Source organism: Actinorectispora metalli, from assembly GCF_056323685.1.
On record NZ_JBREYE010000002.1, the window covers coordinates 1,304,579 to 1,326,757 of the forward strand.

21 protein-coding genes are annotated in these 22,179 nt (G+C 69.4%); 15 read left to right on the top strand and 6 right to left on the bottom strand.

The annotated features are described in order from the left end of the window. Positions 1 to 30: 30 nt before the first annotated feature. Genes ACU6XJ_RS26400 through ACU6XJ_RS26445 form a run of 10 tightly spaced genes read left to right on the top strand, consistent with a single transcriptional unit; the run spans position 31 to position 8,991 of the window. Positions 31 to 750, top strand: coding sequence for an MlaE family ABC transporter permease (locus ACU6XJ_RS26400; protein ID WP_476318647.1), 720 nt, complete (start codon positions 31 to 33; stop codon positions 748 to 750). Then, positions 750 to 1,589, top strand: a complete 840-nt coding sequence (locus ACU6XJ_RS26405; RefSeq protein WP_476317273.1) for an MlaE family ABC transporter permease — start codon at positions 750 to 752, stop codon at positions 1,587 to 1,589. The genes ACU6XJ_RS26400 and ACU6XJ_RS26405 overlap by 1 nt, the downstream gene beginning before the upstream one ends. Continuing rightward, positions 1,586 to 2,794, top strand: coding sequence for an MCE family protein (locus ACU6XJ_RS26410; RefSeq protein WP_476317276.1), 1,209 nt, complete (start codon positions 1,586 to 1,588; stop codon positions 2,792 to 2,794). Before ACU6XJ_RS26405 ends, ACU6XJ_RS26410 begins: the two co-directional genes overlap by 4 nt. Beyond that, a complete protein-coding gene (locus ACU6XJ_RS26415) occupies positions 2,791 to 3,792 on the top strand; it encodes an MCE family protein (protein ID WP_476317279.1) in 1,002 nt (333 codons plus the stop codon). Before ACU6XJ_RS26410 ends, ACU6XJ_RS26415 begins: the two co-directional genes overlap by 4 nt. Further along, on the top strand, positions 3,789 to 4,763 hold the full coding sequence (locus ACU6XJ_RS26420) for an MCE family protein (RefSeq protein ID WP_476317282.1): 975 nt from the start codon (positions 3,789 to 3,791) through the stop codon (positions 4,761 to 4,763). The genes ACU6XJ_RS26415 and ACU6XJ_RS26420 overlap by 4 nt, the downstream gene beginning before the upstream one ends. After that, positions 4,760 to 5,737 carry an MCE family protein gene (locus ACU6XJ_RS26425; RefSeq protein WP_476317285.1) on the top strand — a complete coding sequence of 326 codons (978 nt, stop codon included), beginning with the start codon at positions 4,760 to 4,762 and terminating at the stop codon, positions 5,735 to 5,737. The genes ACU6XJ_RS26420 and ACU6XJ_RS26425 overlap by 4 nt, the downstream gene beginning before the upstream one ends. Positions 5,738 to 5,757: 20 nt before the next feature. After that, positions 5,758 to 6,762 (top strand): MCE family protein, encoded by a 1,005-nt coding sequence (locus tag ACU6XJ_RS26430; RefSeq protein ID WP_476318649.1) that lies wholly within the window; start codon positions 5,758 to 5,760, stop codon positions 6,760 to 6,762. After that, complete coding sequence (locus tag ACU6XJ_RS26435) at positions 6,762 to 7,958, top strand: MCE family protein (RefSeq protein ID WP_476317288.1); 1,197 nt, start codon at positions 6,762 to 6,764, stop codon at positions 7,956 to 7,958. Before ACU6XJ_RS26430 ends, ACU6XJ_RS26435 begins: the two co-directional genes overlap by 1 nt. After that, complete coding sequence (locus tag ACU6XJ_RS26440) at positions 7,943 to 8,446, top strand: hypothetical protein (RefSeq protein ID WP_476317290.1); 504 nt, start codon at positions 7,943 to 7,945, stop codon at positions 8,444 to 8,446. The genes ACU6XJ_RS26435 and ACU6XJ_RS26440 overlap by 16 nt, the downstream gene beginning before the upstream one ends. Continuing rightward, positions 8,443 to 8,991, top strand: coding sequence for a hypothetical protein (locus ACU6XJ_RS26445; RefSeq protein ID WP_476317293.1), 549 nt, complete (start codon positions 8,443 to 8,445; stop codon positions 8,989 to 8,991). Before ACU6XJ_RS26440 ends, ACU6XJ_RS26445 begins: the two co-directional genes overlap by 4 nt. Before the next feature lie 3 nt (positions 8,992 to 8,994). Here the strand turns inward: ACU6XJ_RS26445 and ACU6XJ_RS26450 are convergent, their stop codons facing one another. From ACU6XJ_RS26450 to ACU6XJ_RS26460, 3 genes are all read right to left on the bottom strand, one after another. Next, entirely contained in the window at positions 8,995 to 10,185 is a 1,191-nt protein-coding gene (locus ACU6XJ_RS26450) for a PucR-like N-terminal domain-containing protein (protein ID WP_476318651.1), read from the bottom strand. A 268-nt stretch (positions 10,186 to 10,453) separates the two neighbouring features. Beyond that, the gene (locus ACU6XJ_RS26455; RefSeq protein WP_476317296.1) at positions 10,454 to 11,332 is read right to left on the bottom strand and encodes a hypothetical protein; all 879 of its coding nucleotides are present in this window, start codon (positions 11,330 to 11,332) and stop codon (positions 10,454 to 10,456) included. Between the two features lie 4 nt (positions 11,333 to 11,336). After that, the gene (locus ACU6XJ_RS26460; RefSeq protein WP_476317298.1) at positions 11,337 to 11,843 is read right to left on the bottom strand and encodes a SigE family RNA polymerase sigma factor; all 507 of its coding nucleotides are present in this window, start codon (positions 11,841 to 11,843) and stop codon (positions 11,337 to 11,339) included. An 83-nt stretch (positions 11,844 to 11,926) separates the two neighbouring features. Between ACU6XJ_RS26460 and ACU6XJ_RS26465 the strand changes: the two genes are divergently transcribed. Both ACU6XJ_RS26465 and ligD read left to right on the top strand, forming a co-directional pair. Beyond that, the gene (locus ACU6XJ_RS26465; protein WP_476317301.1) at positions 11,927 to 12,787 is read left to right on the top strand and encodes a class I SAM-dependent methyltransferase; all 861 of its coding nucleotides are present in this window, start codon (positions 11,927 to 11,929) and stop codon (positions 12,785 to 12,787) included. 27 nt (positions 12,788 to 12,814) lie between these two features. Then, positions 12,815 to 13,738 carry a non-homologous end-joining DNA ligase gene (gene ligD / locus ACU6XJ_RS26470; protein WP_476317304.1) on the top strand — a complete coding sequence of 308 codons (924 nt, stop codon included), beginning with the start codon at positions 12,815 to 12,817 and terminating at the stop codon, positions 13,736 to 13,738. Here the strand turns inward: ligD and ACU6XJ_RS26475 are convergent, their stop codons facing one another. Beyond that, the gene (locus ACU6XJ_RS26475; RefSeq protein ID WP_476317307.1) at positions 13,739 to 14,644 is read right to left on the bottom strand and encodes a hypothetical protein; all 906 of its coding nucleotides are present in this window, start codon (positions 14,642 to 14,644) and stop codon (positions 13,739 to 13,741) included. Between the two features lies 1 nt (position 14,645). Beyond that, a complete protein-coding gene (locus ACU6XJ_RS26480) occupies positions 14,646 to 15,326 on the bottom strand; it encodes a M15 family metallopeptidase (RefSeq protein WP_476317309.1) in 681 nt (226 codons plus the stop codon). 31 nt (positions 15,327 to 15,357) lie between these two features. Here ACU6XJ_RS26480 and ACU6XJ_RS26485 point away from each other — a divergent pair, with 31 nt between their 5' ends. Continuing rightward, on the top strand, positions 15,358 to 16,089 hold the full coding sequence (locus tag ACU6XJ_RS26485; protein WP_476317312.1) for an alpha/beta fold hydrolase: 732 nt from the start codon (positions 15,358 to 15,360) through the stop codon (positions 16,087 to 16,089). Between the two features lie 93 nt (positions 16,090 to 16,182). Then, positions 16,183 to 17,265, top strand: a complete 1,083-nt coding sequence (locus ACU6XJ_RS26490; RefSeq protein WP_476317315.1) for a ricin-type beta-trefoil lectin domain protein — start codon at positions 16,183 to 16,185, stop codon at positions 17,263 to 17,265. Positions 17,266 to 17,319: 54 nt separating this feature from the next. Here the strand turns inward: ACU6XJ_RS26490 and ACU6XJ_RS26495 are convergent, their stop codons facing one another. Then, a complete protein-coding gene (locus tag ACU6XJ_RS26495; RefSeq protein WP_476317318.1) occupies positions 17,320 to 20,733 on the bottom strand; it encodes an endo-alpha-N-acetylgalactosaminidase family protein in 3,414 nt (1,137 codons plus the stop codon). Between the two features lie 203 nt (positions 20,734 to 20,936). Between ACU6XJ_RS26495 and ACU6XJ_RS26500 the strand changes: the two genes are divergently transcribed. Then, positions 20,937 to 22,145 carry an ROK family protein gene (locus tag ACU6XJ_RS26500; RefSeq protein ID WP_476317321.1) on the top strand — a complete coding sequence of 403 codons (1,209 nt, stop codon included), beginning with the start codon at positions 20,937 to 20,939 and terminating at the stop codon, positions 22,143 to 22,145. Positions 22,146 to 22,179 lie beyond the last annotated feature (34 nt).

Here is a 22,179-nt window from a genome sequence, read left to right on the forward strand (position 1 = left end):
ATCAGACAGATCGGGCGGCTGTACGCGTTGATGCTGGAAGTCTGCCGGTACATGTTCAAGCGGCCCTTCCAGTTCCGCGAGTTCGCCCAGCAGTTCTGGTTCATCGCCAGCGTCTCGATCCTGCCCACCGCGCTGGTCGCGATCCCGTTCGGCGCGGTGGTCGCGCTGCATGTGGGCTCGCTGACCGCGCAGATCGGCGCGCAGTCCTTCACCGGCGCCGCCAGCACGCTGGCGATCGTCCAGCAGGCCAGCCCTATCGTCACCGCCCTGCTTATCGCGGGCGCGGGCGGCTCGGCGATGTGCGCCGACCTCGGCTCGCGCACTATCCGCGAGGAGATCGCGGCGATGGAGGTGCTCGGCGTCTCCCCCATCCACCGGCTCATCGTGCCGAGGGTGCTGGCCGCGATGGCGGTCGCGGTGTTCCTCAACGGCATGGTCAGCGTGGTCGGGGTGCTGGGCGGCTACTTCTTCAACGTGGCCATGCAGGGCGGCACCCCCGGCGCCTACCTGGCCAGCTTCTCCGCGCTGGCGCAGCTTCCCGACCTGTGGATCAGCGAGTTGAAGGCGCTCATCTTCGGCTTCGTGGCGGGCATCGTCGCCTCCTACCGCGGCCTGCATCCCGGCGGCGGACCCAAGGGCGTCGGCGACGCGGTGAACCAGTCGGTGGTGATCACCTTCCTGCTGCTGTTCCTGCTGAACCTGATCATGTCCACGCTGTACCTGCAACTAGTGCCGCCGAAGGGGCTGTGATGGTCACCTATCCCCGCCGCGCGGCGCAGGCGGTCGACCGCCGACTGTCCTTCCTGGACATGCTCGGCGAGCAGATCTTCTTCTACGTCAGAGCACTGGCGCTGGTGCCGCGCGCGCTGCGCCACTACATGCGGGAGATCACCCGGCTGCTGGCGGAGGTCAGTTTCGGCAGCGGAGCGCTGGCGGTCATCGGCGGCACCATCGGCGTGATGGTCGGGATGACGGTGTTCACCGGCTCGGTGGTGGGCTTGCAGGGCTACGCCGCGATGAACCAGGTCGGCACCTCCGCCTTCGCAGGGTTCATCTCCGCCTACGTCAACACCCGCGAGATCGCGCCGCTGGTCGCAGGGTTGGCGCTGTCGGCGACGGTGGGCTGCGGCTTCACCGCGCAGCTTGGCGCGATGCGGATCTCGGAGGAAATCGACGCGCTGGAGGTGATGGCGGTGCCCAGCGTGCCCTACCTGGTGACCACCAGGATCATCGCCGGTTTCGTCGCGGTCATCCCGCTCTACGCGGTAGGGCTGCTGACCTCCTACCTGGCATCCCGCCAGGTCACGGTGTGGTTCTTCAGCCAATCCGCGGGCACCTACGACCACTACTTCACGCTGTTCCTGCCACCGGAGGACGTGTTGTGGTCCTTCGGAAAGGTGCTCATCTTCAGCGTCGTGGTGATCATGACGCACTGCTTCTACGGCTACCGCGCCACTGGCGGCCCGGCGGGTGTCGGGGTGGCCGTCGGCCGGGCGGTGCGCACCGCGATCGTGTCAGTGGCGTTGATGGACTTCTTCCTCAGCCTCGCTATCTGGGGCGCTACCACGACGGTGAAGGTCGCGGGATGAGCCGCAAGCTGCGTGTTCGGCTCGCCGGGCTGGCGTTCCTGCTGGTCATGGCGTCGCTGATCACGCTGTCGGTGAAGGTGTACAACAAGGATTTCGTTTCGGCGGTGCCGGTCACGCTGCACGCCGACCGGGCGGGCAACCAGCTTCGGGTCACCGGCGAGGTGAAGGCCCGCGGCGTGGTGGTCGGCGAGGTGCGGGGCATCCGCAGCACGGGCGCCGGTGCGGAGATCGAGCTTGCGCTGGACCCTGCCAAGACGGACCGGCTGCCCAAGGACGTCTCGGCGCTGCTCATCCCCAAGACGCTGTTCGGCGAACGCTACGTCCAACTGTCCATTCCGGACGGTGCCGACGCCGCCCCGCTGGTGGCGGGCGATGAGATCAGCCAGGACCGGTCAGCGAACGCGATCGAGCTGGAACGCGTGTGGGCGGACCTGCTGCCCGTACTGCGGGCGGTGCAGCCGCAGAAGCTGGCGGCGGCGCTGACCGCGGTGGCCACCGGCCTGCACGGCCGCGGCGAACAGCTGGGGAACACGCTGGTCACCGCGGGCGACTACCTGGGGCAGCTCAACCCGAACCTGCCGCGGCTGCGGGAGAACGTGCGTGAGCTGGCGCGGGTAAGCGAGTTGTACGGGGACATCGCCCCGGATGTGCTGGACGCGCTGACCGACGCGTCGGTCACGATGCGCACGGTCACCGAGAAGCGCGGCGAACTGGCGCCGCTGTACGACCGGGTCACCTCCTCGGGCGCGGATCTGGCGGCGTTCCTGCGCAACAACTCCGCCAACCTCATCCAGCTCACCGGAGCGAGCCGGGAGACGCTGGAGCTCACGGCGCGCTACTCCCCCAGCTTCCCGTGCACGCTCAAGGCGCTCAACGATCTGCGGCCCGCGGTCGACCGCATGCTGGGCAAGGGCTCCGACAAGCCGGGCATGCAGGTCGAGGTGCTGGTCACGCCCGACAGCGGCAAGTACCTGCCGGGCAAGGACACGCCCGTCTACAACGCGACCGGCGGACCACGCTGCTATCCCAGCGGCGTCCCGCCCGGCGCCGGGGTGCCGGTGTCCACAGCAAACAACATCGCGAACTCCCCGCAGGAGCGGGAGCTGCTGGCCACGCTGCTGCGGCCGTCTATGGGCGAGATCCCGGACTGGAGCAGCACCCTGATCGGACCGCTGTACCGGGGGACGGAGGTGACGCTGCGATGAGGAGCATCGCGCCGTCGGTGGTCAAGAGCCTGATCTTCGTGGTGGTCACGGCGCTGGCCACCACCGCGCTGGCGATCTCCATCAGCGGCGGCGGGGTGGGCGACGCCGCGACCTACAGCGCCCGGTTCACCGACGTGACCTCGCTGCAACCCGGCGACGACGTGCGGATCTCGGGCGTGCGGGTGGGCGAGGTCGAGAAGCTGGAGATCGTGAACCAGAACCTGGCCAGGGTGGAGTTCTCGGTGTCCCACGACCGCACGCTGCCCGCCGATGTCGGCGCGGTGATCCGCTACCGCAACATGGTCGGCCAGCGATACCTGGCGCTGGACCGCGGCAAGGGTTCGGGCGGGGAGTTCAAACCCGGCTCAGAGATCCCGCTCGAACGCACCGCGCCCGCGTTGGACCTGACAGACCTGTTCAACGGGTTCAAGCCGCTGTTCCAGGCGCTGTCTCCCGACGACGTGAACTCGCTGGCCACCGAGATCGTGCAGGTGTTGCAGGGCGAGTCCGGCACGGTGGAGAGCCTGCTCGCGCACACCGCGTCGCTGACGTCGACGCTGGCGGACCGGGACAAGGTGATCGGCTCGGTGATCACCAACCTCAACACCGTGCTGGAGACCATAAACTCCAAGGGCGATGCGTTGTCCAGGCTGATCAGCACCCTGCGGCAGCTGGTGTCCGGGCTGGCCGAGGACCGGCTGGCCATCGGTGAGGCGGTGGAGGGCCTCGGCGAGCTGTCGACCGCCACCGCGGGGCTGCTGGAGTCGGCGCGGCCGCCGCTGAAGGACAGCATCGCCGGGCTCGGGGCGCTGTCGCAGAACCTCGCCGCCACTCCCGACCTGGAGCGCTTCCTGACGCTGCTGCCGTTGAAGACCAACGCGATCGGCCGAACCACGAGCTACGGATCGTGGATGAACCTCTACCTCTGCGAGGCGGTCGTGAAGCCGCCCGCGCCTCCGGGCACCCCGGTGCCGCCCTCGGCGAGGTGCGCGCGATGAAGTCCTTCAACGAACGCAGCCCGCTGCTGCTCGGCACGATCGGCACCCTGGTGCTGGCCGCGGTGCTGGCGCTGACCTTCTACTCCAGCGACCTGCCCGTCATCGGCTCCGGCACCACCTATCAGGCCGAGTTCGGGGAGGCCGCGGGCCTCTCGCCCGAGGACGAGGTGCGGGTCGCGGGCATCAAGGTCGGTCAGGTGGAGGAGATCGAACTGGTCGACGAGCACGTGCTGGTGAGCTTCCGGGTCAGCGACGCGTGGATCGGCAACAAGACCTCCGCGGAGATCCGCATCCGCACCCTGCTGGGCCGCAAGTTCCTCGCCCTGCATCCGCTCGGCGACGGCGAACAAGACCCGGACCAGCCGATTCCCCGCAGCCGCACGGTCACGCCGTATGACGTGACGGAGGCGTTCAACGGGCTGGCCAACACGATCGGCGCCATCGACACGGCGAAACTGGCGGAAAGCTTCCGGACGATGTCGGAGACGTTCAAGGGCACCCCGCAGCACGTCCGCAAGGCGTTCGACGGGCTGTCCGCGCTGTCGAAGACGGTGGCCTCCCGCGACGACCAACTCGCCGCGCTGCTGCGCAACGCCCGCGCCGTGAGCGGCACGCTGGCGGGCGCCAACGGCGATGTGGAGAAGCTGCTCGGCGACGGGAACCTGCTGTTGGCCGAGCTGAACAACCGCCGCGACGCGATCCGCAAGCTGCTGGTCGGCACGAAGGAGCTTGGCAAGGAGCTGTCCGCGCTGGTGGCGGACAACGTCCGACAGCTGAAACCGGCGCTGACCAGCCTGGACGCGGTGACGGCGATCCTTCAGCGGCAGGCGGGCAACCTCGACCGAAGCCTGGAACTGGCCGGTCCGTACTTCCGCGCCGCGAACAACACCCTCGGCAACGGGCGGTGGATCGAGACGTACATGTGCGGCCTGATCAAGGCCAACACCAACCCCTGCGTGGTGCCGCGATGAGACTACGAACGAAGCTCCTCGGTATCGGCCTGGCGCTCGCCGTGCTCACGGCGGGCGGCCTGTGGTGGGCCTTCGCGGGCAACGGGGAGAAGGAGATCACCGCGTACTTCAACCGCACCGTCGGTGTCTACACCGGTTCCAACGTGCGGGTGCTGGGCGTCCCCATCGGGGAGGTCACCTCGGTGACGCCCAAGGGCGAGCAGGTCGAGGTCCGGATGCTGATCGACCCCGACATCGCCATCGCCGCCGACACCGGCGCGGTGGTGGTCGCGCCGAGCGTTGTCGCCGACCGGTACGTGCAGCTGGGCAAGTTCGCCCGCGGCGGCCCGGTGCTCGCCGACGGCGCGGTCATCCCCGCGAACCGCACCGCGACCCCGGTGGAGCTGGACGAGCTGTACGCGAGTCTGGACACCCTCACCCGCGCACTCGGACCGGACGGCGCGAACGCCGAAGGCGCGTTGAGCGAACTGCTCGACACGGGCGCGGCGAACCTGGCGGGCAACGGGGAGGCGTTCAACTCCTCGGTGCGCAACCTCGCCGACCTGGCCCGCACGCTCAGCGACTCCCGCGAGGATCTGTTCGGCACCATCGACGAGTTGCGGAAGTTCACCGACATGCTGGCCAACAACGACGGCCAGGTGCGGCTGGCGAACCAGCAGTTGGCCACCGTCGCCGGGAACCTCGCCGCGGACCGGGAGGAGCTGGCCACGGCCCTGCACACGCTGGGCGTGGCGCTGGGCGAGATCCAGGGCTTCATCAAGGACAACCGCGGTCTGGTGAAGTCCAATGTGGACAAGCTGGCGAAGACCACCCAGCAGTTGGTGGACCGTCGAGCGCAGGTCGGGGAGATGCTGGACACCGCTCCGCTGGCGCTGACCAACCTGTTGGGCAGCTACGACCCGAAGACGCAGACCCTCCAGGGGCGGCCGGACATCCTGGAGTACTACCCGGTACTGGGCGGGGGTGCGAAGTGAGGCGGACGCTGGCGCTCGCGATGAGTGCGCTGCTGCTGGCGGGCTGCGCGTCGAGCGAGTTCACCGGCCTCTACGACGTGCCGTTGCCCGGCGGTGCTGATCTGGGGGCGGCGCCGTACGGGGTGACGGTGCAGTTCGCGGACGTGTTGGACCTGGTGCCGCAGGCGGCGGTGAAGGTCAACGACGTCGCGGTGGGCCGGGTGGCCGCGATCGGGCTTGGCGCAGACGGGTGGACCGCCGAGGCGCGGCTGTCCGTGAACGGTAATGTCGTGCTGCCCGCCAACGCCGTGGCGAAGCTGCGCCAGTCCAGTCTGTTGGGCGAGAAGTTCATCGAGCTCGCACCGCCCAAGTCCGACCCGGCCGCCGATCGGCTGCGGGACGGCGCGCTGATCGGCCTGTCCCGGACCGAGCGCAACACCGAGGTCGAAGAGGTGCTCGGCGCGTTGTCGATGCTGCTCAACGGCGGCGGCATCGGACAGCTCCAGACGATCAGCCAGGAGCTGACCAAGGTCATGCGCGGCAACGAGACCGAACTACGCGCATTTCTGACCAATGTGGACACTTTGGTGACCGATCTGGACGGCCAGCGGGACCAGATCACCGCCGCGATCGACGGTCTGGATCGCCTGTCGACGAGGCTGGCGGAGCGGCGCGAGCAGATTTCCGGTGCCCTCACCGACCTCTCCCCCGGCTTCAAGACGCTCGCCGACCAGCGGCAGGCGCTGGTGGCGATGCTCGACTCGCTGGACAAGCTGTCCACGGTGGCGGTCGATGTGATCAGCAAGAGCCGGGAGGACCTGGTCGCCGACCTGACCGCGCTCGCGCCGATCCTGCGCAGGCTGGCCGAGGCGGGCCGCAACCTGCCGCAGGCGCTGGAGATCCTGCCGACGTTCCCGTTCACCGACGCCGTCCTCGACGGGGTGCGAGGCGACTACCTGAACGTGTTCCTGTCGGTCACCGCGGCGCCCGGGATGCCGCTGCCCGATCAACCCCCGCTTCCCCTGCCGCTCGCCGGAGGCCGCTGATGCTGAGCGTGAGAGTGCGCATCCAGGTGCTGGCGTTCGTGGTGATCGCCCTCGCCGCGGTCACCATCGTCGGCGGCAAGTACGCGGGCCTCAACCGGCTGGTCGGCGCGTCCGGCTACACGGTTCGCCTGCAACTCGCCGACGCCAGCGGGCTGTTCACCAACGGTGAGGTCACCTACCGCGGCGTCACGGTCGGCCGGGTCGGCGAGCTCCGGCTCACCGAGGACGGTATGGAGGCCGACCTCGCCATCGCGGCAGGCGCACCGCACATTCCCACCAATCTGCGGGCGGTGGTGGCCAACCGGTCGGCGGTCGGCGAGCAGTACGTCGACCTCCAGCCCCGCACCGAGCACGGCCCGTTCCTGGCGGACGGGGCGGTGATCCCGAAGGAGAACACCGCGCTCCCGCTGCCGGTGTCGACCGTGCTGGGCAGCCTCAGCGACCTGAACGCCTCCGTGCCCACCGATTCGCTGAAGACGGTCGTCGACGAGTTGGACGCGGCGCTGCGCGGCACCGGACCGCAGCTTCAGCTGCTGCTGGACTCGGCCGCCGCTTTCACGCAGACCGCGCAGCAGAACCTCCCGCAGACCATCGAGCTGATCGACGACGGGGCGACGGTGCTGAAAACCCAGGCCGACTCCTCCGCCCAGTGGCGGGAGTTCAGCCACAGCGCGAAGCTGTTCGCCGGCGCCTTGGCCGACGCGGACGGCGATCTGCGGCGGCTGATCGCCACCACCCCGGAGGCCGCCACGCAGATCTCCGGGCTGCTGCGGGACACCAACCCCAGCCTCGCGGTCCTGCTGGCGAACCTGCTCACGACGGCGAACCTGCTGGCGGTGCGGCAGGCCGGGATCGAGCAGTTCCTGGTCATGGCGCCCCGCGCGGTGGCGGCGGTGTCGACCGCCATCCGGCCAGAGACCGGCAAGCTCGCGCTCACCCTCAACTTCAACAATCCCCCGCCGTGCGTCCAGGGCTACGAGGTCACGCCGATCCGCCCGCCGACCGATCTCACGCCGCTTCCGCTGAACCTGGCGGTGGGGTGCACGTTGCCGGCCGGAAATCCCTCGCTGGTGCGCGGCTCGCAACACGCGCCGCATCAGCCCATCCCGCCCGCCGCGACCCCAGGTGCGGGCCTCGCCCCGGTGGCCACGCTGGAGTCGACGACGATGGAGGAACTGCTGTGGCTCCGCAACTGACCCGTCTGCGGTGGGCGATCGTGCTGTCCGTCCTCGCCACCATGTTCGCAGGCTCTGCGGGCTGGGCGTGGTGGGACGCCGCCAACGACGACGGCCTCGCCCAGGCTCGGGCACGCAGCGAGGTGCTGTCCGTGGCCCGCACCCAGGTCGCGGTGCTCACCAGCCTCGACCATCGCAGGGTGGATGCGGGCGTCGCGCAGTGGCTGGAGTCCTCCACCGGCACCCTGCACGACCAACTCGCCCGCAGCGACAAGGCGCTGCTCGCGAGCGCGGGCACCGTCGCCTCAGGCAAGGTTCTCGACGCCGCCGTCAGCGACCTCGACGTCCGCGCGGGCACCGCCCGGCTGCTGGCCGCCGTGGAGATCACGGTGGCCAAGGAGAACACCGCGCCCGCCACCAAGCGCAACCGCTTCGCCGCCCAGCTCACCCGCACCGAAGCCGGGTGGAAGCTGAGCGCCCTCGACCAGCTTCCGGTGGGTGCCTCATGACCCTCGTCCAGGACGACACGACGGTGTCCACTCCCGCGCCCGCTCGTCCGGCACGCGTGCCCTGGCTGCTGTTCGCCCTGGCGGCGCTGCTTACGGCGTTCGGCGTGTTCGCGACGTTCGCCGCCCAGTCGGCCCGGTCCTTCGAGGGCGCGGACAACCGCGCCTTGGTCGATGCCGCCGCCACCGCGGAGGTCCGCTCGTCGGTCGGCGCGTCCTTGAACAAGGTGTTCACCTACTCCCACGGGCGAACCGAAGCGACCTCGCAGGCCGCCGCCGACGTGCTCCGCGGCGCCGCTCTCGAGTCCTACAACCGCCTGTTCGCCCAGGTCCGTTCGCTGGCGCCGCAACAGAAACTCGTGCTGACCAGCCGAGTGTCGGACTCCGCTGTGCAGTCCCTCTCCGGCGATCGCGCCACGCTGCTGGTCTTCCTCGACCAGTCGGCCGTCCGCGACGGCGGTTCGGCCACGGCCGCCGTGGCGATCCTGTCCGTCGACGCCGCCATGGAAAACGGGCGCTGGGTGATCACCGACCTGCGGCCCCGGTAATTCTCAGCCGCGCAGGACCAGTTCCAGTTCGAAGCGTCCCGCCGGGTTGTCCAAGAGGCTTCCGAACCGGGCGTGCAATTGGCGGACCCGGTACCGCACGGTTTGAGGATGCACAGCAAGGCTGGTGGCGGCTTCCAGCATGCTTCCCCTGGCGTCCAACCAGGCGCGCAGTGTTTCCAGCATTCGATCGCGCTGCTTCTCCGTCAGCTCGGCCAACGGCGCCAACAGTCTTCGGCGCAGCTCGTCCAACAGCTCCTGATCGGAATGCAGCAGCAACGCGGAAAGGTGCTCCTCCGCGCGGATGACGGGGCGCCCCGGCAATACGCCGTCGGCGACCAGATCCAGTGCACGTCGCGCCCACCGCAGCGAGCCCGCCGCGGATTCCAGCGCGACGCACGGGCCGATGCCCAGTTGCGCAGCGGGCAGCGCGGTCCGCAGCGCCGCCAAGCGAGCCTCGTGCACCTTGCCCGGCACGAGCAGCAACGGCTCGGCAACGTCGAGGTCGGCGAGCACATCCGGGTCCAGGGCCTGCGCACGTAGATCACCCATGCCAGGCAGTGGTTGGACGGCCACCAGCGACACCTGGGCGGGCACCACCCAGCCGGTGCGCCGCGCCAACTCGGCGACGGTGCGCGCGGGCGGCGGGGGTGTCTGGAGGATCAGCGGCAGCAGCCGCCTGCGCCAGCCGTCGAGGGCATCGGAGGTGGAGGCCTTGGCCTCCAGGTAGCCGTCCAAGGCGACCGAGGCGAGTTCGTCCATGTAGGCGAGCATCGCGTCGGCAAGCTGCGACATCACCGGCGAGGACAGACCGCTGCGGCGGCCGACGCGCATGATGCGGCGCCAAGCGACCCTGGCGCCGACCCGGTACGCGGCCTGCAGGGTGTCCAGGCTGCGGCCCGCGCGCATCTCGGAGCGGCCCAGCTGGTTGTGCACCTCATGGGCTTCCTCCTTGCCGATCGCGGGGTCGGCGATGCGGCGCACGAACAGGGTCACCGTGTGCTCGATGGCCACCTTGACGGCATTGCCGTGGGAGCCGCCGAGAACCTGGGAGTAGGTGGGGATCGCCGTCCGTATCTCGTCCAGCATCTCGGTGGCCAGACCCGGCAGTTCGGGGCGCAGCACCTCCGCGAGACGGCGCGGCAACACGGCAGGGGATGGATCGACGACCATGGTGACTCCTCTGCTCCAGGAGATCGCCCATTGCAGGGTGGGTGACACAAGGCACATCGCACGAGCGCCTCAATATATGTCACCTGGCCGCCAAAAAAGTGAAGGGACTTCGCTTCGGTGGATAAATAGTCCGTTATTTCCCATACCCGCCGCACAACTGCGCCATAGAGGCGCGGTGCGATGCCTGCTTTTGACCGCAATGGATCGACAGAGCTGAACGAATAGGCCGAATGGGAAGATCCGCCCACACCAATCACGCGGCTATAACGGACATAACTCCGAGCGCCGTCTTTCAGCGAAGCGGCGCCCAGTTCCGTCGGTCGGCGGGATCGCCCGCCAACCGCACCAGTTCTGTCAGCGCGATACCGCGTTGGTCGTCGGAGCTCACTACCTGATAGCCGTAGTGCCTGATCCCGCTGTCCCGTGGCGCACCGCCGACGATCGGGCCGCGCTGGATTCCCACGATCACTCGGTCGCCGTCGCCGTCCTCGCCGAACACCAGCAGCGCCGCCGACACCGGATCGCTGTTCGTGCCGTGCGGGAGGATGACTCCCGCCAGGTGCTCGGTGGTTTGCAGCGTGAACGGCACCTTCACCTCGGTGTCCGCGGGCTCGACGCTCTGCGCCACCCGGTGCACGCGGTCCCTGGCTTCCTCGTCCGCATCGAACACCTGGGCCTTGGCCCATGCGTCGCGGCCCCACTCCCAGGCCAGTTCCGTGCCCGATGGCGACCACACCGCGCGCTTGCCGTGCACGTCGGGCGCCTGGTGCCAACTGGAGTCCGGTGTCAGCCTGCCCCGCGCGTACAGCGTGATCGTGGCCCTGCCGGGCGGCAGCGTGGTGCCGGGCTCCGGCCCCAACTCCACCCGTTGGCGGTAGCGGCCGGTCTCGTAGCTGACCGGCGTGTATCCGCCCGCCGACCCGACGCTGAACGCCTGCCGCCGCACGTCGAACTCGGTCGGCGCGCCCGCGGGGCTGATCACCACGGCGGGCAGCACGCCTGCCGCGACGGCCGTGAACGCGGCTACGACGGTGGTGCCGAACCACTGGCGGAAGCGGCGCCTGCGGGTGCCCTCGGCCACCGCGCGCCGCACGTCGACGGTCGTGGTGCTGCCGGGCTGGGCGTCGCGCAGGGGCGCGAGCAGCCGCGCGGTCTCGCGGTCGATGTCCATTCCGCTACTCCCTTCCCACGGTCACGGCCGCCCCGAGCCGACGCCGCAGCGCGGCCAGCCCCGATGCGGTCTGGCTTTTGACGTTTCCCTCGGAGCACCCGAGCAGTTCCGCTACCTCCGTGACGGGCAGGTCCAGCAGGAACCGCAGCACGAGCACCGCCCGCGCCCGCGGCGGCACGCTGGACAGCGCCCGGTGCACCACCAACCGGGTCTCCACCTCGGGGCCGTCCGGTGCGGGCGAGTCGACGGGTTCGTCGACGAGCCGGACGCGGCGGGCCCAGCCGAGCCGCTGCTCGCTGAGGAAGGTGCGGACCAGCATTGTCCGCACATAGCCGTCCCGGTTCTCGACGCCGCTGATCTTGCGCCAGTGCACGTACAGCTTGGTGATCGTCTCCTGGACCAGGTCGTCGGCCCGGTGGTTGTCGCCGCACAGCAGGAAGGCGGTGCGGCGCAGCGACGGCAGCCGCGCCGTCACGTAGTCGGTGTACTGCTGCTCCTCGGCTGCGCGCACCTGCCACCTCCCCCTCGTCCTTCACCCCGGTAACGCGCCCAGCACGCGTCCACGTTGTGTGACCCGCGCCATATACTCTGCCGGTGCCGAACCTCCAGCGCGCCTACGACGGCTCCACGGTGCTTTTCCGCTTCCTGTCCGAGCTTGGCTGGGGTGAGCTGGTCAACCTCGGCTACTTCCCGCTGTCGAAGCTGCACCTGCTGCCGCGCGGCCTGGACCTGTTCCAGCGCGAACTGGTGGACCGCTCGCTGAGCCTGCTGTCCGCCCGCCCCGGTCATCGTGTCCTGGACGCGGCCTGCGGTCGCGGCTACACCACCTCGGAACTCGCCCGCCGAGGCTGCGACGCCCTCGGCGTTGACCTGCTGGAGTACCAGATCGCCCAGGCCAGGGACCGCTTCCCCGGGGTGGAGTACCGGGTCGGCGACGTCACCGCGCTCGACGTGGAGCCCGGCTCGTTCGACCGGGTGCACTGCCTGGAGGCGGCGTTCCACTTCGGTTCGGAGGGCCGCCGCGACTTCCTCGCCGAGAGCTTCCGGGTGCTGCGGCCCGGCGGCAGGTTGGTGCTGGTGGACATCGTCTGGGCGGACGAGCACCCCGAACGCATCCACGCCTACGACCCGGCGCACCTGGTGCGGGACATGTGGTGCTTCGAGGAGTTCGAGCCGCTGCGCCGCTACCGCCGGACCGCGGCCGAGGTCGGTTTCCGCGAGCGCGCCGTGCTGGACTGGACGACGCCGGTGATCACCCGCGCGGGCCGCATCGGCGCGCTGGGCAGCCGTGTCGGGGACTCGGCGTTGGGCCGGAAGCTGCTCACCTCGTTGCGCCCCGGGCTCGCGGGCTTCTCCCCCACCGACTGGCGGGTGCTCACGGAGTTCATGCGCGTCCACAACTCGATGCGGCCAGACATCCGGTACGCGGCGCTGGTGCTGGACAAGGCTGCGTGAACGGGCGGCAGGCATTACTTTCGCCTCATGGCTGAGGCGGTGGAGATCGAGGTCGGGGACCGGACCGTGCGGGTGTCCAGCCCGGACCGGGTGTACTTCCCCGCCCGCGGCGAGACCAAGCTGGACCTGGTGCGGTACTACCTGGCGGTTGGCGACGGAATCGTCCGCGCGCTGCGGGAGCGGCCCTGCATGCTGCACCGCTTCCCGTCCGGTGTGGCGGGCGAGAAGGTGCACCAGAAGCGGGTGCCCGCGGGCGCCCCGCCGTGGCTGGAGACCGTGCGGGTGTTCTTCCCCCGGTACAAGCGCCAGGCCGACGAGCTGTGCGTGACCGAGTTGGCGCAGGTCATCTGGGCGGTGCAGATGTCCACTGTGGAGTTCCACCCGTGGAACTCCCGCCGGGCCGACACCGAGCGGCCCGATGAGTGGCGCATCGACCTCGACCCCATGCCCGACTGCGATTTCGCCAGGGTGCGGCGGGTGGCGCATGTGGTGCACGAGGTGTTGGACGAGTTGGGCGCGGTGGGCTGGCCGAAGACCTCCGGCGGTCACGGCCTGCACGTCTACGTGCGGGTCAAGCCCGAGCACGGCTTCGCCGAGGTGCGCCGCGCGGCGCTGGCGTTCGCCCGCGAGGTGGAGCGCCGCGCCCCGGACGACGTGACCACCGCCTGGTGGCGCAAGGACCGCGACCCCACCAAGGTCTTCGTGGACTACAACCAGAACACCCGCGACCACACCATCGCCAGCGCCTACTCGGTGCGCGGCGTCCCCGAGGCGACGGTGTCCACGCCGATCACCTGGGACGAGGTCGACGATGTCGCCCCGCAGGACTGCACGATCGCGACCGTGCCTGCCCGCTTCGCCAAGCTCGGCGACCTGCACGAGGGCATCGACGAGGCGGTATACACCTTGGACACCCTGTTGGAGTGGGCGGACCGGGACGGGCTTGAGTAGTCACGGTTGGAAGCCGCGGACCACGACGTCGGCGATGTTGTCGATGTAGGGGATGTACTCGGCGGGGTCGGTGAACGCGACGATCGGGAACAGCTGGGAGCCGCCGGACAACGGCCACCAGCCGATCCAGTCCAGGAAGACCCGGTCGGCGAATTCGGCGACGGTGCGCGTCTCCCAGGTCTGATAGGTGAACTCCCGTGGTTCGGCGATGCCGCCGTCCGGGGTGAGCACGACGTACGGGGTCCGAGGCGCCTGCAACGCGGTCCACTCGCCAGAGGACGGCATGGGCGGCTTCGTGACGGTCGGCGGTTTAGCGGTCAGCGCGGACCAGTCGAACTCGATGCGCATGCCACGCACCCGTTCTTTCTTCGGCGGCAGCGGATCGACCAAGGCGGCGGTCCCGCGGGCGGCCTTCGCGGCCGTGACGATCCGCTGAGCGGCCGCGGCTCTGGCCTGCACATTGCGCTGGGTCTCCAGCCAAGCGTTCAGCCACCGGTCCGCCATCTCGTTGAACGCCTTGGCAACCGTGTCCGCCACCCGCTGCGGGTCCTTGGCTCGGGCCAGGATCTCCGCGGCGAACCTGCCGGGAGCGGACAGCTCCCAACGCCAGACGTGGCGGTTGTAGTCGGTCAGCCCGTAGTGGTTCTTCTCCGCGATGCGGTAGCCATGCTCGAACCGGGTCGGTGGACCGTGGTGGGTCTGGGTGCCCGCGGCCAGGTACACGTCCGGCAGGTAGGCCCCGGCGATCGAGGGGAAGGTGACCGGCCAGCCCCAGACGGTGTGCGGGCCCATGATCGCGCCGCCCGATTCCGCCCGGATGCCGTGCTGACCGATCTCCTCCAGTGTCGCCTCGGCGGCCTCGATGGCGGCGACGATCACCGCGACCGCCGCCTGGGAATCCGCCAACTCAGCCGCGCGGCTTCTCGAAGTGCTGGTAGTCGATCGGCACTGTCCAATAGCCGCCCCACTCCCAGCCGCGGCGCTGGAACGAGCGCACGGTGGAGTCGTCGGCGTGGATCAGGCCCGGATCGGTGCGGGTCCGGTCGACGTAGGGCGCGCCGTTGGGCGGGTACACAGCGCCGGACTTCGAGATGTAGGGGTTCTGCACCGGGTTGATGTCGATGGCACGGCCATAGGAGTGGTTGGACCATGCCGTGCCGCCGGTGATCGGGCGGCAGTTGAACGCCGAGGTGTTGTTGGCCGCCATCGACTTGTCGTCGTCGGCGTCGTACTTCTCCACGGTCTCCATCCGCTCGATGGGATACCGCGCCGCGTACAACTCGCCGAAGATTTCCGCCACCTCGCGGGCGACCGTCGCGTCCACCACGAGTTCACCGCGGTGCACGTGGCCGTCGAAACCGATCCGGCTCAGGTTGACCAGCCGAAGCTGGTCGGCGCCCATCGGGCAGCCCTCCCGCCAGCTTTTGCCCAGCCGCTCGGTGCTGACCGGGCGGATGATCGCCACATACGGCGGCAGCCCCTCCGGACCCGCCGACGTGATCTTCTGCTCGGTGCCTGCCTGCGGCCCACCGAGTACCAATGCCCCCGCCGCGATGACCAGCGCGGCGGCTCCCCTCAGAATGCGCATGTCCCACAGCATGCACCAGTAGCGTGGGCGCATGCAGCTTTATGTCCATCGGTTCGGTGCCGGTCCCCCCGTCGTGTTGGTACACGGCGGCGTGCTCGGCGGCCGGGAGGCGTGGCGGGCGCAGCGCCCGCTCACCGAACGCTGGTCACTGCTCGCCGTCGACCGGCCGGGCCACGGCCGCTCGCCCGCGGCCCGGCAGGACTTCGAGTCGGAATCGGTGCTGGTCGCCGACCAGTTGCTCACCGAGCCCGTGCATCTCGTCGGGTACTCCTACGGCGGAATCGTCGCGATGCTCGCGGCGGCGCGGCGCCCTGAGAACGTGCGTTCGCTGGCGGTCGTCGAACCACCCGCCACCTCGGTGGCCTGCGGGGTTCCCGTCGTGGACGCCTACGCCGCCGAAGTCCGTGCACTGGTGACGGCCGTCGATCTCCCACCAGTTGAGGCCCTACGGCGGTTCTTCGCGGTGATCGGGGTGCCGGTGGAGGTCGACGAACCGCTGCCCGAGCCGCTGGACAAGGGCATTCGACAGTTGCAGGGCGCCCGCCCGCCGGACGAGGCCGAACTGCCGCTGTCCGCGTTGCGGGACTTGCGAATGCTGGCGATCACCGGTGGTCACCTGGAGCCGTACGAACTCATCTGCGACGCGATCGCCCGCGAGACGGGCGCACAGCGGGCGGTCTGTTCGGGCCGGGCCCATTTGGTGCCGGAGACAGGCGAGCCGTTCAACCAACTGCTGGAACGATTCTGGCTCGACGGCTCTTGACAGCGTCGCCACGTGCTGAGGATTCTGACGCCCCCTGCACAAAAATGATTGGAAACCCTGAACTCCAATCATAAATACTCACGGAGCGTGCCCATGCGCACATTCTCTGCCGCCGTGATGGCGATGGTCCTGCTACTGGTCACCGCGACTCCCTCCTCGGCGGGCGACACTCCCGGCACCTATTCCCACTTCACCTTCGACAACGTCTCCGGTCTCAACGACGTGGCCTACACGATCACCGTGCAGACCGATCCCGGCGACGCCTCCCAGGTCTACTGGTCCAACCAGGTCTCGTTCACCAACGGCCGCGGCGGTTACGCGGGCATGCAGACCAACGCCCGATCCGAGCGCCTGTTCCTGTTCTCCATCTGGGACACCACCGAGGCCAAGGCAGGCTCGCAAGGAAGCTGGTGCGAGCGGTTCGGCGGTGAAGGCGAAGGCATGAGCTGCCGGATGTGGCACGACTGGTCGGCGGGCCAGTCCTACCGGTTCCACTACGTCGCCGAGGGCGACGGCTGGATCGGCCTGACCGTCAGCAGCGGCGGCACCTCGTTCAAGCTCGGCAGCATCCGGGCGGGCGCCAACCAGCTGAGCCCCACCAGCGTCAGCTGGGTCGAGTACTACCGCTGGAGCGACCCGAAGACCTCCTGCGCCGCCGAGCCTTACTCCAAGGCCCGCTTCGACACACCCACCGGCAACAACGGCTCGCTGCGGGCCAAAATCAGCAGCACCAGCACCACCAAAACCTGCTCCGACAAGGCCCGCGTCACCACCGGCACCGACCACGCCGTGCACGAGAACGCCCTCGGCAACTCGGTGATGGGCAGGCTGACATCGGGCGATGGCCGCTGCGCCGACCTCAGCGGCAGCAACACCGCCAACGGCACCGCGGTGGCGCCGTACTCCTGCCACAACGGCCGCAACCAGACCTGGGTGCACGCCTTTGACGGCACGATCCGCTCCGCCCTCTACCCCTGCCTGGACGCCACCGACACCGGAGCGGTCGTCGCGTGGTCCTGCCACGCGGGCACCAACCAGCGCTGGCGCGTCGACAACGGCGCCTTGGTCAACGAGGCGACAGGCAAGTGCCTGACCGCGTCCGGCGACGCACTGACCGTCGCGACCTGCAACGGCTCCGCCGCCCAGCGCTGGAGCATCCCGGCCCGAATCGGCTGATCACGAGAGCAGCTCGGCGGTCTTTTCCGGCCGCCGAGCTGCTTCACGTGGCGATCAGCCTGCGACGCCGATGTTCAGCTCGGCGACCGCCGTCCATGGATTGCCCGCGACCTCGGAGAGGGCTCGGAGCCGAACGAAGCGGGCGGCTCGGGGTGCGAATGTCGCGGCCTGTTCCGTCGTGGTGTTGGTGAAGGTGCCCTTGGCCACGGCCGTCCAGGCCACGCCATCGGCCGAGGTGAGCACCTCGTACCCGGCGATCCGTCCGTTGGTCCGGTCCTGGCGCGGCAGGTAGTACAGCGCCGCCACGTTCTGGGACGTGCCGAGGTCGATGTCGATCTCATGCGGCATCGGTGCGGCACCGTCGTACCACTTGGTGTGCCAGAAGGTGCCCGCGTTGCCGTCCAGCACATTGGTACCGGGTGTCGTCTCGGCTGCGGTCTCCGCGGAGTCCACTCTGGCCACCTTCAGCGCGGACTGCGCCAGGCGGGTCACCGGACCACCGGGTGCTTGGCCGAGGTCGTCCACGATCAGATCGTCGACCACCAGGTCGTCCTGGTTGTGGCCCACCTCGGCGGTGAGCTTCCGGACACCGATCCAGGCGTGTTGGTCAGCGGTGAAGGTGTGCGTGAACGTGGTCGGCTTGCTCGCCTTGGCGAACTTCACCGACGCGGTCTCGGCGGCGCCGGTGCCGACGACGAACGCGTACTGGTCGGCGAAGGCGGCCTCATAGGTCAAGCTCACCTTGTACTGCTTGCCCGGCGTGAACCGCAGTGTGCCCGGCACCGTGCGGTAGATCAGGCGTTGCCGCTCGTTGTGCGACTTCAGCGAGTTCACCCCGGTCAGCACGTCATCGACCAGCTTGGCCTTGCCGCGGATATCGACCCAGCCGGCCTGCGTGTACGGCGCATTGCGTTGCGCGAGGTGCGTTCGCACGCCGACCACACCGCCCGCGGGCACGAACGGACCCCAGCCCGCGTCCACGTTCTCGAAGTCCTCCACGAAGTGGTGGCCACCGGTCGGAGTTCGTCCCGATCGGACCACCCGGACATCATCGAAATGGACCGTGCCCGATCCCGCCGCGGCGGACAGCGACAGCGTCGCAGTGGACTGGCCTGCGGGCACGTCGAACAGCACCTTCATGCGCTGCATGGTGGAGCCGTTCTTCTCACTTGCCTCATCGGACTGGGCCAGGCCCGACCAGTCGGCGTGGACCGAAGCGCCGTTGACGCTCAGGCTCGCCTTGCGGCCGGTCGGCGTGGACACCCAGACCGACGCCGAGTAGGTGCCCGGGGCCAAGCCCGTGAGTTGCTGCGATACGGTCGACGGCGTTCCGATGGTCAGCTCGGACTGGCCAAAGCTGTTGCGGGTCACCGAGGCGCCGGTGCCGCTGACGGTCCAGGCGTCGAGGTTGCCCGCGTAGAAGCCGGGGTCCTTCAGCGGGGTGCCCTCGCCCCACCTCACGTCGGCGACGGCGGGTGCCGCTCCATTGTGGACGATGTAGGGGACACCCGCGGTCGCGTTGATGGTGACCCTGCCGTTCGACACGGGAAGGTCGGAGACGAAGACGCGGCCCTGGTCGGTGAGGCGGTACAGCTTCGGCGCTCTCCAGCCCGCTGGCAGCGTCCACGTGCTGGCGCCACCGGTTCCGTTCCAGTGGTACAGCTTGCCGTCCCGTGGGATCAGGTACCGGTTGCCATCCAGCACCAGCCTGCCGTTGTCGGTGATCCTACGGGTGTCGCCGGATTTCGTCACGGTGATGCCGTTGGCGAGGGAGACGGAGTCGTCTGCCCAGCGGGTGATCGGCGCGGACTGGAGGTATTTCGTCGGGAGGTTCACGGCGAACGTGGTGGTCAGGAACTTGGTGAAGTCCTTCTTGCTCTGCCAGCCCTCGTAGGCGGTGATCTCGGCGCCGCCCAGCAGGGGGTGGCGGGCGATCCAGTTGTCCTTGGCGTGGTTGGCGACGAACCGGGCAAGCTGGGAGTTGGTGCCCTTGGTGTCGGAGCCGCCGTAGTCCACGTCGGTCGCCCAGTGGGTCCACAGCGCCTCGTGGGTCAGCGCGGCCGGGAACTCGGTGGCGATCTGGTAGCCGAGGCCGGTGATCTCCCTGGTCAGCTTCCGGGACAGTTGGCCGCTTTCGTACCAGACGTCGACGTAGAGGAAGTCCAGGTCGGGTGCGGCGGCCTTCAGCGACTGGAGCCTTCGCAGGCGGTCGCCGGACTGGCCGTCTTTGCGCTTGTCGACGACATAGGACTGGTCGAGCCAGTCCCAGCCGGTTCCGGTGTGCTTGGCCGGGTCGAAGGTCCGGGAGACGGCGTATTCCTCCTGGGCGTTGACGTGCACGCCGAAGTCGGCGTTGTAGGCCTTGCCCTTGCTCAGCAGCGTCCGCAGGTCATCGACCCCGCCCTGTTTGGCGCCGACCAGGCCGTAGTCCATGTGGGCGGAATCGTGGCCCTCCGAGCCGTAGCCCTTGAGCAGCACGAACTGCCCGAGGCCATCGGTGGCCAGGTTGACGCGCTTGGTCTCGTCGAGGGTCTGCAAGAACGGGTGGGTGGCGCTGGAGGCGAAGTTGAACGGGATGCGCTGCACCACGCGGTCCGCGGTGTTCTCCCAGCCCTTCGGCGGCGTCCAGATGTCGCGGTAGGCGACCGCGGCGTCCTGCCAGTCCACGGCGTTGTCGGCGTTGCGGTCGCGGGTGATCGCGACCCGCGCGTAGGGCAGCGGTTCGGTGTCGGTGTCCGCGGCACCTGCCGCCCGGTAGGTCCAGCCGCCCGCCCACAGGCCTGCCCGTCGGTAGCCGCTCTTGGCCACCACCTGCCTGGACAGCCGGTCGCCTTCGGCGGCCTTCTGCTCACCGCCGCCGCTGGGATAGTCGCGGTAGGCGTTGGAGTCGATGGCGGCGGCCAGGGTGCCGGTGTTCACGAACGCCAGCATCGCCCCCGTGGGGGCGTTGTCCACCGCGGTGCTGCCGGTGATCGCGGTGAAGGTGTCGCCGGTGCCGGTGGTCGCGGTGTGCATCTTCGCGGTCGCCAGCGCGGCGCCGGTCTGGTTGCTGCGCACCGACACCAGGTTGTGGCCGGGAATGGACAGGCTGTGCACCCGCAGGTTCGCGGTGTCCGCGATGCGGGTCACGCGGAACTCCACTGTGGACCCGGCCACGGCCAGTGTCGCGTCGATGGTGACACCGGAGAAGGCCAGGCTGTAGTCGACGCGGTCGGCGGCGGTCCTCGAGGTGACGGTCGGGGTGTGGGTGGTGCCGTTGACGACGAGTTGGCTCAACGGGTCCTCGTTGCCGTGCAGTACGGCACCGCTTGCCTTCTCGGTGTAGTTGATGACGCGTGGGAAGTCGGGGTCCACGCTCACGGACAGGGTGGGGGAAGCGATCGTGACCGGCGTACCGGCCGCGGCGACAGACGGCGTCGTGAGACCGCCTGCCAGCACGGCCAGCGCCAGCAGCAAGTGACCACGCACGGAGATTCTCCTATGAGTTCCGCGACGAGCAGGGGACGCAGGGCACCGCCGGTAAGGGCACCGCGGCGCCTGCTTTCATGGGTCCTTGAATTAGTTCGAGTAACGTTTTAACTAAGTTCGCCCATGTTACAAGCCCGTGCTCGGGCGCGCGGTAACGATGAACTAACGTCAAACCGGGCAAACATCATCAGCGGGAGGCATCGGTGACGGGCAATGGGACAGCCGCCAGCCGGGCATCCATCAGGCGGACCAACCTCGGCCTGATCCTGCGCCACCTGCGTGCCGCCGGACCCCGCTCACGCACGGCCATCGCGACCGACCTGGGCCTGCCCAAGGCCACCGTCTCCGGGTTGATCGGCGAACTGGTCGACCGCGACCTGGTGCGCGAGGGCGGCCCCGATCGAGCGGGCGCCATCGGCCGCCCGCAGTTATCCGTCGAACTGCACGGCAACGGCATCTGCGGCCTGGGCCTGGAGATCGGCGTCGGCCACATCAGTGCGATCGCGGTGAACCTGCGCGGCGAGGTGCTGCTGGACCGCAGGCACCCCGCGGACGTGCGGGACCTCGGCCCGGAGGCGGTGCTGGATGAGGTCGCGGCGATTGTCGCGGACTGCGGGCACGCCCTCGGCCGCGTGCGGCCGGTCGGGATCAGCATCGCCGCTCCCGGCGAGATCAACGCGGGCCGGGTGATGTTCGCGTCCAATCTGGACTGGACCGGGGTGCCGGTGCTGGACGGTCTCCGCGAGCGCCTCGGTTCGGACACTCCCCCGCTGCACCTGGACAACGACGCGCGGCTGGGCGCGATGGCCGAGTACGCCATCGCGGGACCGGCGGGCATCCACAACCTGATCTACCTCACTGGTGAGGTCGGCATCGGCGCCGGTCTGGTGCTGGACGGCCGGTTGTTCCGCGGCGCGACGGGGTTCGCGGGCGAGGTCGGCCACATGCCGCTGAACCCCGACCCTCGGCCCTGCGCCTGCGGTCGCACCGGGTGCTGGGAGACGTTGGTCGGGCTGCCCGCATTCCTGCGGCACACGGCGGACCCCGACGACCCGGTCCATGACCCCGCCGTCGATCTGGGCGAGCGGGTGGCCGAGTTGCGGCGGCGTGCGGAGCTTGGCGATGAGCGGACGCTGGCGGCGCTGGACCGGATCACCCGCGGCCTCGGATTGGGCCTCGGCGTGCTGGTCGACCTGCTCAACCCGAGCGCGGTGGTCCTCGGCGGGTACTTCGCGCTCCTCGGCGACCGGCTCGCCGACGCGGTGCGCGGCATCGTCGCCGACCGCGTGATGGCACCGAATTCGGCGGGCTGTCAGGTGATGCTGTCGACCCTGGGGCTCACCGCGGCGGCCCGCGGCGCGGCGCACGCCGCCTTGGAGTCCGTGTTCGAGAACCCCACCGCGGTGGGCTGACCTACGAACGCCGAACGACTGGCGTTTATTCTCC